This is a genomic window from Enterobacter sp. 241F3, assembly GCF_034106785.1.
Classification (GTDB): domain Bacteria; phylum Pseudomonadota; class Gammaproteobacteria; order Enterobacterales; family Enterobacteriaceae; genus Enterobacter; species Enterobacter vonholyi.
On record NZ_JAWNDD010000010.1, the window covers coordinates 80006 to 92806 of the forward strand.

At 52.6% G+C, this 12801-nt stretch carries 12 protein-coding genes; 6 read left to right on the forward strand and 6 right to left on the reverse strand.

Annotation, left to right across the window (positions count from 1 at the left end; all coding sequences use genetic code 11):
• Positions 1 to 2: 2 nt before the first annotated feature.
• A complete protein-coding gene (gene glnG, locus UR504_RS19810) occupies positions 3 to 1415 on the forward strand; it encodes a nitrogen regulation protein NR(I) (protein WP_008501858.1) in 1413 nt (470 codons plus the stop codon).
• 111 nt (positions 1416 to 1526) lie between these two features.
• A complete protein-coding gene (locus UR504_RS19815; RefSeq protein ID WP_136196048.1) occupies positions 1527 to 1637 on the forward strand; it encodes a YshB family small membrane protein in 111 nt (36 codons plus the stop codon).
• Positions 1638 to 1737: 100 nt separating this feature from the next.
• Here UR504_RS19815 and hemN read toward each other — a convergent pair whose 3' ends face one another.
• Together hemN and yihI are read right to left on the reverse strand one after the other, a co-directional pair.
• Positions 1738 to 3111, reverse strand: a complete 1374-nt coding sequence (hemN, locus tag UR504_RS19820) for an oxygen-independent coproporphyrinogen III oxidase (protein ID WP_252093684.1) — start codon at positions 3109 to 3111, stop codon at positions 1738 to 1740.
• Between the two features lie 188 nt (positions 3112 to 3299).
• Positions 3300 to 3815: a Der GTPase-activating protein YihI gene (gene yihI / locus UR504_RS19825; protein WP_032644299.1), complete on the reverse strand. Its 516-nt coding sequence runs from the start codon at positions 3813 to 3815 to the stop codon at positions 3300 to 3302.
• 577 nt (positions 3816 to 4392) lie between these two features.
• Between yihI and yihA the strand changes: the two genes are divergently transcribed.
• Positions 4393 to 5022, forward strand: coding sequence for a ribosome biogenesis GTP-binding protein YihA/YsxC (gene yihA, locus UR504_RS19830; RefSeq protein ID WP_302238060.1), 630 nt, complete (start codon positions 4393 to 4395; stop codon positions 5020 to 5022).
• 311 nt (positions 5023 to 5333) lie between these two features.
• Here yihA and polA read toward each other — a convergent pair whose 3' ends face one another.
• Entirely contained in the window at positions 5334 to 8126 is a 2793-nt protein-coding gene (gene polA / locus UR504_RS19835; RefSeq protein ID WP_320740058.1) for a DNA polymerase I, read from the reverse strand.
• A gap of 440 nt (positions 8127 to 8566) precedes the next feature.
• Between polA and UR504_RS19840 the strand changes: the two genes are divergently transcribed.
• Positions 8567 to 9475 (forward strand): acyltransferase, encoded by a 909-nt coding sequence (locus UR504_RS19840; protein ID WP_133295371.1) that lies wholly within the window; start codon positions 8567 to 8569, stop codon positions 9473 to 9475.
• Positions 9476 to 9498: 23 nt separating this feature from the next.
• On the opposite strand, the gene dsbA is transcribed toward UR504_RS19840, so the two are convergent.
• The 3 genes from dsbA to UR504_RS19855 all read right to left on the reverse strand — a co-directional run bounded on the left by dsbA (position 9499) and on the right by UR504_RS19855 (position 11480).
• Positions 9499 to 10122 carry a thiol:disulfide interchange protein DsbA gene (gene dsbA / locus UR504_RS19845; protein ID WP_045285687.1) on the reverse strand — a complete coding sequence of 208 codons (624 nt, stop codon included), beginning with the start codon at positions 10120 to 10122 and terminating at the stop codon, positions 9499 to 9501.
• Positions 10123 to 10148: 26 nt separating this feature from the next.
• Entirely contained in the window at positions 10149 to 11135 is a 987-nt protein-coding gene (locus UR504_RS19850) for a serine/threonine protein kinase (RefSeq protein WP_302238050.1), read from the reverse strand.
• A 75-nt stretch (positions 11136 to 11210) separates the two neighbouring features.
• Positions 11211 to 11480 carry a YihD family protein gene (locus tag UR504_RS19855; protein WP_008501866.1) on the reverse strand — a complete coding sequence of 90 codons (270 nt, stop codon included), beginning with the start codon at positions 11478 to 11480 and terminating at the stop codon, positions 11211 to 11213.
• A gap of 68 nt (positions 11481 to 11548) precedes the next feature.
• On the opposite strand from UR504_RS19855, the gene mobA reads away from it, so the two are divergent.
• Positions 11549 to 12133, forward strand: a complete 585-nt coding sequence (gene mobA / locus UR504_RS19860) for a molybdenum cofactor guanylyltransferase MobA (protein ID WP_115876963.1) — start codon at positions 11549 to 11551, stop codon at positions 12131 to 12133.
• A complete protein-coding gene (gene mobB / locus UR504_RS19865; protein ID WP_302238045.1) occupies positions 12130 to 12633 on the forward strand; it encodes a molybdopterin-guanine dinucleotide biosynthesis protein MobB in 504 nt (167 codons plus the stop codon). The genes mobA and mobB overlap by 4 nt, the downstream gene beginning before the upstream one ends.
• Positions 12634 to 12801: the final 168 nt, after the last annotated feature.

Genomic DNA, 12801 nt, shown 5'->3' on the forward strand with positions numbered 1-12801 from the left:
TTATGCAACGAGGGATAGTCTGGGTAGTCGATGACGATAGCTCCATCCGTTGGGTGCTTGAACGCGCGCTCACAGGGGCGGGATTAAGCTGCACGACGTTTGAGAGCGGCAGCGAAGTGCTCGACGCACTCACCACTAAAACGCCCGATGTTCTGCTGTCGGATATCCGTATGCCGGGCATGGACGGGCTGGCGCTGTTAAAGCAGATCAAACAACGCCACCCTATGCTACCGGTCATCATAATGACGGCTCATTCCGATCTGGATGCCGCGGTGAGCGCCTATCAGCAAGGGGCGTTCGATTACCTGCCCAAACCGTTTGATATCGACGAAGCGGTGGCGCTGGTTGAACGCGCGATTAGCCATTATCAGGAGCAGCAACAGCCGCGCCACGCGCCCGATTTTGGGCCAACCACCGACATCATTGGCGAAGCGCCGGCGATGCAGGACGTGTTTCGCATTATTGGCCGTCTGTCCCGCTCGTCCATCAGCGTCTTGATTAACGGCGAATCGGGCACCGGTAAAGAGCTTGTAGCGCATGCACTGCATCGCCATAGCCCGCGGGCAAAAGCCCCGTTCATCGCCCTGAATATGGCGGCGATCCCGAAGGATTTAATTGAGTCCGAACTGTTCGGCCATGAAAAAGGGGCATTTACCGGCGCAAATACCATTCGCCAGGGCCGCTTCGAACAGGCTGACGGCGGCACGCTGTTCCTGGATGAAATCGGTGATATGCCGCTGGATGTCCAGACCCGCCTGCTGCGCGTGCTGGCCGACGGGCAGTTTTATCGCGTGGGCGGCTATGCGCCGGTGAAAGTGGACGTGCGTATTATCGCAGCGACCCACCAGAACCTGGAGCAACGCGTGCAGGAAGGAAAATTCCGTGAGGATTTATTCCACCGTCTGAACGTCATCCGCGTTCATCTGCCGCCGCTGCGTGAACGTCGGGAAGATATTCCCCGCCTGGCGCGTCATTTTCTGCAGGTGGCTGCCCGCGAGCTGGGCGTGGAAGCCAAGCAGCTTCACCCGGAAACCGATGCCGCTCTAACGCGTCTGGCGTGGCCGGGCAACGTGCGTCAGCTGGAAAACACCTGCCGCTGGTTAACCGTGATGGCTGCCGGTCAGGAAGTGCTGATTCAGGATTTACCGGCCGAACTGTTTGAGGCGACCGCACCGGAAAGCAGTAGCGGACACGCGCTGCCGGACAGCTGGGCGACGCTGCTGGCGCAGTGGGCCGACCGCGCGCTGCGTTCCGGTCATCAAAACCTGCTGTCTGAGGCTCAGCCTGAGATGGAGCGTACGCTGTTGACCACCGCGCTTCGTCATACGCAGGGTCACAAGCAGGAAGCCGCTCGCCTGTTGGGATGGGGTCGCAATACCCTGACGCGCAAGCTGAAAGAGCTGGGAATGGAATGATATCACGCCGCTGTGTAAAGGTTATTAATTGAACGCAAATCGTCGTTATTTTGCGCTTTACTGTTCCGATGAGTTTTGTATGATCGTGCCCGGAAATTGGGGGTGAACATCATGCTGGAAACATTCGTGAATATGCTCTCTAGCGGAGCCGCTGAAAGCCACACGCCACAAACAGCCGTTGCGGCTATGTTGTGCGCGGCGCTGGTTGGGCTGTTTAGCTAGCGAGTTGGCGATGAAAAGCCGGGTGACGCTTCGCTTACCCGGCCTACATTTCGCACTTTTGTAGGCCGGGTAAGGCGAAGCCGCCACCCGGCATTACAGTTTAAATCACCCGCGAGAACTGCTGCATTCGCGCTTTCTGACGCAGATACGCGTCAAAGCACATGCAGATATTACGGATCAACAGACGCCCTTTCGGTGTGACCTCTATCGCTCTCTCCGACACATCCACCAGCCCGTCTTTCGCCAGCGGCGCCAGAAGCTTCAGATCTTCCGCGAAATAATCGCTGAAGTTCAGTTCCCACTGCGCTTCCACATCGCTGAAATCGAGACGGAAGTTGCAGATAAGCGCCTTAATCACATCGCGACGGATACAGTCATCACGCGTTAACGCAATGCCGCGCCACAGCGCGTTGCCAGTCTCATCAACCTGCTGGTAATACAGCTTCAGCTCTTTCTGGTTCTGCGCGTAGCAGTCGCCAATCATGCTAATGGCGGAGACACCCATTCCCAGTAAATCGGTATCGCCCTGGGTCGTATATCCCTGGAAGTTACGGTGCAGGACCCCTTCGCGCTGAGCAACGGCCAGCTCGTCATCCGGGCGGGCAAAGTGATCCATGCCGATAAACTGATAGCCGGTTTCGGTCAGCGAGGTGATGGTTTCCTGCAGGATATCCAGCTTCTGCTGGGCAGAAGGAAGATCGGCATCTTTGATTTTGCGCTGGGCGGCAAAGAGCGTTGGCAGATGCGCATAGTTAAAGACGCTCAGGCGGTCCGGGTTAAGTTCAGCCACGCGCTTCAGCGTGAAGGCGAAGCTTTCCGGCGTTTGCTTTGGCAGGCCGTAAATCAGGTCAATATTGGTCGAGGTGAAACCAATCTCACGCGCGTGATTGAGTAAGGCAAAGATAAATTCTTCGTCCTGCTCGCGGTTCACCAGACGCTGAACCTCTTTATTGAAATCCTGTACGCCCATGCTCAGTCGGTTGAATCCTTCTGCGCGTAAATGATCCAGGACATCCAGCTGAATTTCACGCGGATCGACTTCGATCGAGATCTCAGCGTCAGCATTAAAACTGAAATTGCCGCGCAGAAGCGCCATCAGGCGGCTTATTTGCGCTTTGTTCAGATAGGTTGGCGTACCGCCGCCCCAGTGAAGCTGGCTCACGTGACGGCCTTTAAACAGCGGCGCGCGATGCACAATTTCCTGTTCGAGCGCATCAAGATACTGGTCGGCTTTATGCTGCTGGCGGGTCACGATTTTATTGCAGCCGCAGAAGTAGCAAAGCTTGTGGCAGAACGGAATATGGACGTAGAGCGACAGCGGACGCTCAGGATAGCGCGCGACAGCCTGCTGGAAATCACGCTCTCCGAAGGCATCGGAGAACTCCAGCGCGGTGGGGTATGACGTATAACGCGGCCCGGAATAGTTATATTTCTGGATTAGGGCTAAATCCCAGTCGATAGTTGATGCTGACATGCTCACTCCTTCCGTTGGTGTCGCGTTCGTATACGGCGGCCCGTTCTGACCCCATTGCGGGCCATCATTCGGGTGCGCAGCCACTTCTGTCGCCGCGACAACCGCCGTAGTTTAACGAATAACCACACCAGATAACATATAACCGGAAGGGTTATAAGCAGGACTATCGTGCCTGCCGGGTGCAAATGTTAGTTTCCACCCTTCAGAAGACGCATCATATCTTCCTGCTTCTCGTCTTCTTCTTCATCTTCGTCATCGTCGTATGACAGGCCCAGCTTCTGCATCAGTTCATCAATACGATCCAGTTTGGCATCCACCCATGACTGCTCTTCAGCGGTCAGGGTTTCACCCTCTTCAAGACGTTCCAGCAGCGCGTCCAGGCGCTCATCGTTCTCCAGCAAATCCAGCTCAGCCTGCGGTGAAAGCATAGGTTTCTCGCTCTTTGGTTTGTGCTGCTTAGTGACCGGGGTGTCTGTCACGCCCAGTGGAATGGGAGTTTTACTGCCGATACGAGGATCTTTCTGCTGCTTGCCTTTTGCAGAAGCGCCCGCTGCACCACCACCGTTGGCACGGCTACCCGCAGCATGACCGCGATGTTTTTTGTCGCGTTTGCGGTCGCGCGCTTCCTGGTTCAGTTCTTCGCGCGTTTTGCGGCGTGCTTTTGCAGGGCGTTTCGCGCCCGCAGCGGAGGTTGGTTTTTTCATGATGTTTTATCTTTAAGTCGTTTTCTTCAGTATAGAATTGCGGCGAAATCTAGCAGAAAGCAAGCAAAGAAAAAAGGCGACAGAGCAATCTGTCGCCTTTTTTCCTGACTCACAACCCTTAGCGGGTCAGACATTCCATGTTTGCCAACAACAAACCCTGTTTATCCCTTGGCTAATACCGTCCGTGATACGGTTCCATTTCCTTTTAAAACGCCTCCAGGCGCTGGTCGTCCTGACAATCCTGCGTCTTCGCCTCCTGGCGCTCCTGACCCTAATCCTTAAGTCGATTTCCTGTTGGCTTCCTCGCCCTGACGCACACTTTACCTTGTTCCGTTAAACTAACAAGCAACGAAACGGCATAAAAAGAGATTTTCAGACAATTACCCGAAAATAAGCTTATGATTTAAAACAGTTTGCATTTTTTAACGCCTGCGAATTCTCTGAAATCTCCCATAGTCTCACTGGGCGATCTCTCACACCGGTGGGGGCATTCGCCTACACGGCATAGTAATCAGAAAAGCCTTTTGCCTGCATTCGGGTATAATCCCCCTCAGATTACGATTTTGGAGACGACCACGTGACTACCTGGAACTACCAACAGACGCATTTTGTCACCAGTGCGCCCGATATTCGCCACCTGCCTTCTGATACCGGTATTGAAGTGGCCTTTGCTGGCCGCTCCAATGCGGGGAAATCCAGCGCCCTGAATACGCTGACCAATCAGAAGAGCCTGGCGCGTACCTCAAAAACACCTGGCCGTACCCAGCTGATCAACCTGTTTGAAGTCGCAGAGGGCAAACGCCTGGTCGACTTACCGGGCTACGGTTACGCGCAGGTACCAGAAGAGATGAAAATCAAGTGGCAGCGTGCGCTGGGTGAATACCTGGAAAAACGTCTGTGCCTGAAAGGTCTGGTGGTGCTGATGGATATTCGTCACCCGCTAAAAGATCTCGATCAGCAGATGATCGACTGGGCTGTAGCAAGCGATATCGCCGTGCTGGTGCTGCTGACGAAAGCCGATAAGCTGGCGAGCGGCGCGCGTAAAGCGCAGGTGAATATGGTTCGCGAAGCGGTGCTGGCGTTCAACGGCGATGTGCAGGTTGAGCCGTTCTCCTCGCTGAAAAAGCAGGGCGTGGACAAGCTGCGTCAGAAACTCGATACCTGGTTTAGCGAGCTGGAACCCGCGAAGGAAGCGGAACAAGAGTAATACCGGGCGCGGCAATGGCCGCGCTTTTTTTGCCTGAACATTTCTTTGCCGCAATAAAAAACGCCCCAGTCATTACTGACTGGGGCGGCTAAAATATTCAGCCAAATCCGATTACGTGAAGTAAAAGGTCTGAAAGATAGAACATCTTACCTCTGTACCCTACGCCAATAACTCTACCCCTTTTTGTGCTGCAGAAAAAGCACTTTTTGTAGTTTTTTTTCATTCTTTACATAGGGAATTCTAATGATCGTCACAAAACGCGCGTTCTAATGTTGCAAACTTACATAAATAGCGCGTTATGCGAAGAATCGTTAGTGAGCCTGATCCCAGTTTTCACCACTTCCCACTTCCACCAGCAACGGCACATCAAGCGTCATGCTGCTTTCCATCAGTTCGTGGATCTTCTTCGACACGGCGTCGAGGTCGTCCTTGTGCACTTCAAATACCAGTTCATCGTGTACCTGCATGATCATTTTCACGCGAGGTTTCTCTTCTTGCAGCCAGGCATCAACAGCGATCATTGCACGCTTAATAATGTCCGCCGCGGTACCCTGCATCGGGGCGTTGATCGCCGCACGCTCTGCGCCAGCGCGGCGCGCCGCGTTGCTGGATTTGATGTCCGGTAGGTAGAGACGGCGGCCATCCAGGGTTTCGACGTACCCTTTTTCCTTCGCCTGCGCGCGTGTGCGTTCCATATATTCCAGCACGCCCGGATAACGCTCGAAGTAGAGATCCATATACTTCTGCGACCCTTTACGCGGAATGTTGAGCTGGCGTGAAAGGCCGAACGCGCTCATGCCGTAGATCAGACCGAAGTTGATCGCCTTAGCGCTGCGGCGCTGTTCGTTGGTCACGCTGTCCAGCGGCAAGCCGAAGACTTCCGCCGCGGTTGCCCGGTGGATATCCTTCCCTTCGGCAAACGCGGTAAGCAGGCCTTTGTCACGGGACAGATGCGCCATAATGCGCAGTTCGATTTGCGAGTAGTCAGCAGAGACAATCAGATAATCCTCTGGTGCGATGAAAGCCTGGCGAATACGACGGCCCTCTTCGTTACGTACCGGGATGTTCTGCAGGTTGGGATCGGTTGACGAGAGACGACCGGTCGCCGCAACAGCCTGATGATACGACGTGTGCACGCGACCCGTTTTCGGGTTGATCATAAGCGGAAGCTTGTCGGTGTAGGTCGACTTCAGCTTCGCGAGACCACGGTACTGCAGAATCACTTTTGGCAGCGGGTAATCCAGCGCCAGCTCTTCCAGCACCTCTTCAGAGGTTGACGGTGCGCCGCCAGGGGTTTTCTTCAGCGGCTTGATACCCTGCTTTTCAAACAGAATGGTTTGCAACTGCTTCGGTGAAGAGAGGTTAAACGGCTCGCCTGCAAGCTCATGCGCTTTTTGCTCAAGCTCGGTCAGGCGCTGCGCCAGCTCCCCGGAGTGGTTATGCAGCACCGTTGGGTCGATTTTCACGCCGTTGCGTTCAATGCGGGATAGCACGGGCACTAGCGGCATCTCGATATGCTGGAACACGTTCAGCGGACCTTCGTGCTTCTGCAGTTTTGGCCACATCTTCAGATGCAGCTGCAGCGTGACGTCAGCATCTTCCGCCGCGTAGCGACCCGCCTCTTCAAGAGCAATCTGGTTAAAGGTGAGCTGATTTTTCCCTTTTCCGGCAATCTCTTCGAAGGTAATCGTTTTGTGCTTAAGCCAGCGGTCAGATAAGGAATCCATATCATGGCGGCCCGCGACGCTGTCCAGAATGTAGGATTCGAGCATGGTGTCGAAGGCGATCCCACGCAGTTCAATGCCGTAGTTTTGCAGAATGCCGCGGTCGTACTTGAGGTTTTGCCCAACCTTGAGCGCCTTTTCGTCTTCCAGGATCGGCTTCAGCAGCTCAAGCACGCGTTCACGGGAGAGCTGCTCCGGCGCATCCAGGTAATCGTGCGCCACAGGAACGTAGGCTGCAATACCCGGCTCTGTCGCAAATGACAGGCCAACCATATTGGCTGAGATGTTATCGAGACTGTCAGTTTCGGTATCAAAGGCAAAGACCGGCGCCTTTTTCAGTTTCTCGATCCAGGCGATCAGCTGTGACTCTTCAAGAATGGTTTCGTAGTTGTCGAATGAAAGCACCACGGCTTCTTCTTCAGCCTGATCTTCTGCTTCAACAACAATCGTCTCCTTCGGCTTTGCAGCAGGTTTGGCCCCTTTTGCCTGTAGCCATTTACCGGCTTCCACGTCGGTGATCCAGCGCTTGAATTCGTATTTCTTAAACAGGCTCAGCAGATCGTCAGCAGAAGGCTGTTGCACCTCAAGCTGCTCACAGCCCAGCTCCAGTTCGACATCGGTTTTGATTGTAGCCAGCTTATAGGAGAGATAAGCCACCTCTTTGTTCTCTTCCAGTTTTCCGGCCATGGTTTTTGCGCCACGGAAGGAGAGCCCGGCGATTTTGTCTGATTCCGCGTAGAGCGTATCCAGCCCGCCCAGCCCCTGAAGCAGAGCCTGCGCGGTTTTCTCACCAACGCCAGGGACACCCGGGATGTTATCCGAGGAGTCGCCCATCAACGCAAGGAAGTCGATAATCAGCTCAGGCGGCACGCCATACTTAGTGACAACCTCTTCAGGCCCCAGAATGGTATTGGTCATGGTATTAATCAGGGTGATACCTGGCGTCACCAGCTGCGCCATATCTTTATCACCGGTGCTGATCAGTACAGGACGACCCATCTTTTCTGCTTCACGCGCCAGCGTACCGATGACGTCATCGGCTTCAACGCCAGAGACGGCCAGCAGCGGCAGCCCCATCGCTCTTACCATGGTGTGCAGCGGTTCAATCTGCGCACGCAGATCGTCAGGCATTGGCGGACGGTGAGATTTGTAATGCTCAAACAGCTCATCGCGGAACGTTTTGCCTTTCGCATCAAAGACCACAGCCGCATGGGTTGGCTGGTACTGAAGGATCAGGCTGCGCAGCATGTTCAGCACGCCGTACATTGCGCCGGTGGGTTCCCCTGCGCTATTGGTCAGAGGAGGAAACGCATGGTATGCCCGATACAGGTAAGAAGAGCCATCGACGAGAATAAGAGGGTTTTCTGGGATCTGAACCATAATGTCCGTGCCTTTAATCAATTTATGGGTAAAGGATGCCACAGAAGGATGAAAACATCAGTTATTAGCGCCTGATACAGGAAAAGATTTTGCGATCGTGAGGATCGCTCGCAAAATTCAAACTGTGGATAAGTTTGTGCATATTTTCAGTTCATATGAATAACAGACACAAAATACACATATGAGTTATATTTTAGATCTTAATTATCATGCTGTTATGGCATTAGATCTTATCTATATGGCCAACTGATGGCAATTTAGTCTATGTGGATATAAGCCTTGATAAGCGCGGAATCACAGTGAAATCGTCTACGACAGGGTAAAAGCGGTCAAATCATCACATGAAAGCGCCATTAATTTGTCCGTTTTCTGGTAAAATCAGCGCCCAGCGTCGAATAGCTGGCCGCTAACTTAAAGCTAACTACCTGAAAAAGCTCATCATGTCGAGATTGCTCGCTGCAATAACATTACTGTTAAGCATCATTTTAACTATTCTGGTGACTGTCGCATGTTCTGTGCCGATCATCGTAGCCGGGATCATTAAACTGCTGCTGCCTGTCCCCATGGTGTGGCGAGCCGTGTCCGCATTTTGTAATTTCATGATGTACTGCTGGTGCGAAGGGCTGGCGATCCTGCTGTGCCTGAACCCGCATCTGAAGTGGGATATCAAAGGGCTGGAGAGTCTTAACAAGAAAAACTGGTATCTGCTGATCTGCAATCATCACAGCTGGGCGGACATCGTGGTGTTATGCGTGCTTTTTCGCAAACACATCCCGATGAACAAATATTTTCTGAAACAGCAGCTCGCCTGGGTACCTTTTATTGGGCTGGCCTGCTGGGCGCTAGATATGCCGTTTATGAAACGCTATTCGCGCAGCTATTTGATTCGTCATCCCGAGCGTCGCGGCAAAGATGTGGAGACCACGCGCCGTTCCTGCGAAAAGTTTCGCGCGCATCCAACGACTATCGTGAACTTTGTTGAAGGTTCCCGGTTTACGGAAGAGAAGCGCCAGCAAACTCGCTCTCCTTATCAGCATCTGTTGCCGCCAAAGGCAGCGGGGATTGCGATGGCGCTTAACGTGCTGGGAGCACAGTTCGATAAACTTCTTAACGTCACGCTCTGCTATCCGGAAAACGACAGGACGCCATTCTTCGACATGCTCAGCGGCAAACTGACGCGCATTGTCGTGCATGTCGACCTGGTTCCGATTGACGCTGAACTGCACGGTGATTACGTTAACGACAAGAACTTCAAACGTCGTTTCCAGCAGTGGCTTAATACGCTTTGGAAAGAGAAAGACGAACAGATAGGCAAGATTAAATCTTCATACAAAAACGCCGGTCAATGACCGGCGTTTTTACATCAGTGAAATTACTTCTTCTCAACCAAGTATTTCACGGTATCAGCATACTGTTGTACGAAGATATCCATGCTGCTGGTGTCCATGCCCTGCATGTTCAGCTGATATTTGCCGTTAACAAACATCGCCGGAACGCCCTGAAGCTGGAGGTCAGCAGCCGCTTTTTCCTGCTGGGCAACCAGTGATTTCACCACGAAGCTGTTCCACGCGGCATCATACTCTTCACCTTTCACGCCGGCATCAACGAACACTTTACGGATATCCGCAGTGGTCTGAACGGTCTGTGTTTTCTGTACGGCTTCAAACATTGGCGAAGTGATCTTATCTTCCACGCCCAGTGCCATCGCCACCGCCCATGCCTGAGTCAGGTCTTTACCCAATGGGCCCAGGAACTCGACGTGGTACTTGGTCATTTTTGTGCCTTCCGGCAGCTTTTTCTTCACGTTGTCAGAAACATGCAGCACCTGCTCGAACTGATAGCAGTGTGGGCAATAGAACGAGAAGAACTCCAGAACCTGTGGCTCGCCAGCGACCGGCTTGTCCAGCGTGATGTACTGTTTACCGTCGGTAAACTGCGCAGCAGAAGCGCTAAATGCCAGAATCATACCTGCCAGCGCCAGCCAAATTTTTTTCATGATTAACTCTCTCCTGGGTGTGTCCATTAATACATCGGCGTTAATTGCAGAGGGGGCTCCTGAAGAACCTTAACCTGCTCAGTAAATGTAGATATCTGGCTACGCCAGTAATCCTCTCCGGTAAGCCACGGGAAATTGCGAGGAAATGCCGGATCGTCCCAACGCCTGATTAACCATGCGAGATAATAAACAAAACGCATCGCACGTAAAGGCTCAATCAGGGCAATTTCGTCTGAATTAAACGGGCTAAATTCTTCATAAGCTTCAATAATGGTTTCAAGCTGCATGCGCTGCTCGGCTTTATCGCCATTGAGCAGCATCCACAGGTCCTGAACCGCTGCCCCCATGCGCGCATCGTCGAGATCGACAAAGAGCGGGCCGTCACGCCAGAGAATATTCCCGGCGTGACAATCGCCATGCAGGCGCAGGACGGAAATATCATCGCGCCAGCAGGTTTTCACTGCAGCAATAAGCTTATCGGTGGCGTTGAGGAAATCATCCTTTAGCGCTGCGGGGATCATTGCAGACGTTTCGAATACTTGGCGCGGTTCAAGAAGGTATTCCTGAATCCCGATAGTCGGGCGGGCAATAAAGGCTTTTTTGCGTCCCGTCTGGTGTATACGCCCAAGATAGCGGGCAACCCACTCCATCTGATCGATATTATCCGCTTCAAACTGGCGACCACCCAGGCTCGGGAATACAGCGTAGTAAAACCCTTCGTGCGTGAGGAGCGTTTGGTTATTGAATTTCAGCGGTGCGGCAACGGGAACATCGTCATCCAGCAGATCGTGAGCAAACTGATGCTCTTCCTGAATTTGTTCTGCGGACCAGCGTTCAGGACGATAGAACTTTACAACGAATCGCTGACGATCCTCGTCCTGAAATTGATAGACGCGGTTTTCGTAGCTGTTTAACGGTGTTAGCCCGGAATCCACCCGAATACCCTGTTCAAACAGGGCATCCATAATGGTGTCCGGGTGTAATGTCTGGAAAGTAAAAGCCTGGTCGTTCATCCGATCATCCGGAAATTATACGAATGATTCAGGATATCATCTTGTGGCGATTTCGGTGCCGCCGCTTACAAGCTTTTACTCTTTAATTACGCCTCGTGCGCGCAATAATGCGGTCTTAAAATCTTCCTCATAATCTTTCTGAATACCAGGAATAACAGCATCTTTGGCAGAGTCGCGCATTTTAAGGTGGTAGATCAGGATGTCGTCAGAAAGGTCAGCCAGATCGCCGTCAAAACCTGACTCTTTCGCCAGTTTCTGTAAAAATTGCATCAGATTTAGCTCTGGCTCTTTTTGCCAGGCGGGCTGTAGGAGTTCAATAACTTCATTCAGACGTTTACATTTCATGGTGGTGCTCCTTTCATTTAGAGTGACACGTTAGCAGGGTCAATCCCACAATAAAAGAGGCGATATTCGTGAATCTTAGCCAGGAAATCATCGGGGTCGTTCTGGCAGGCGGCAGAGCAACGCGAATGGGCGGAAAAGATAAGGGGCTTCAGCTTCTTAATGGAAAACCCTTATGGCAGCATGTCGCCGATACGCTCTCAGGCCAGGTGTCGACAATGGCCATCAGCGCTAACCGGCATATCGACACTTACCGAAGCAGCGGGTACGCCGTCTACCAGGATATCGTTGAGGATTACCCAGGACCGCTGGCCGGTATGCTTTCGGTCATACAACAGTCTCAAGGAGAGTGGTTTATCTTCTGCCCCTGCGATACCCCGTTTATTCCGTCCTGTCTTGCCGAGCGTTTATTACAGCTTCGCAGTACAGCTCCAGTGGTTTGGGTACATGACGGCGAGCGTGACCATCCTGCTATCGCATTAATGCACAGATCGCTAGCGCCTGCTCTGCAGAGCTATCTGGCTGGGGGAGAGCGCAGGGTAATGGTCTTCATGCGTGAGTCTGGCGGCCATTCCGTTGATTTTAGCGATGTGAAATCAGCGTTTGTGAATGTGAATACGCATGAAGATTTGCAGATGATGCAGGAGAAAAAATGATACCTGTTGTAGCCATATCCGCCTGGAGTGGAACCGGGAAAACCACGCTGCTGAAAAAGCTCATTCCTGCGCTGTGTACCAGAGGTATTCGTCCAGGATTGATTAAGCATACCCACCATAATATGGATGTCGATAAACCGGGAAAAGACAGCTTTGAGCTGCGTAAAGCGGGTGCAGCGCAAACGATGGTGGCAAGTTCTCAACGCTGGGCGTTAATGACAGAAACGCCGGACGAGGCGCCGCAGGATCTCGCTTATCTTGTCAGTCGGATGGATCACTCCACCCTGGATCTGGTGCTGATTGAGGGATTTAAGCATGAGGCCGTGCCTAAGATCCTGCTATTCAGAAGCGATGCCGGGCATGATTTTAGTGAGTTAACGCTGGATGAGCATGTGATTGCGGTGGCAAGTGATGTTGTATTGCCACTTGAAGTTCCGGTACTGGATTTAAATGATGTGGATGGGATTGCGGAGTTTATTATGGAGTGGAGTGCGATCTGACGTCTTGCCGGGTAGCGGCTTCGCCTTATCCGGCCTACCATTTTTTGACTCATAAACGCAAAAAGGCCATCCTTTCGGATGGCCTCTTCACTTGTTTGATGCCTGGCAGTTCCCTACTCTCACATGGGGAGACCCCACACTACCATCGGCGCTACGGCGTTTCACTTC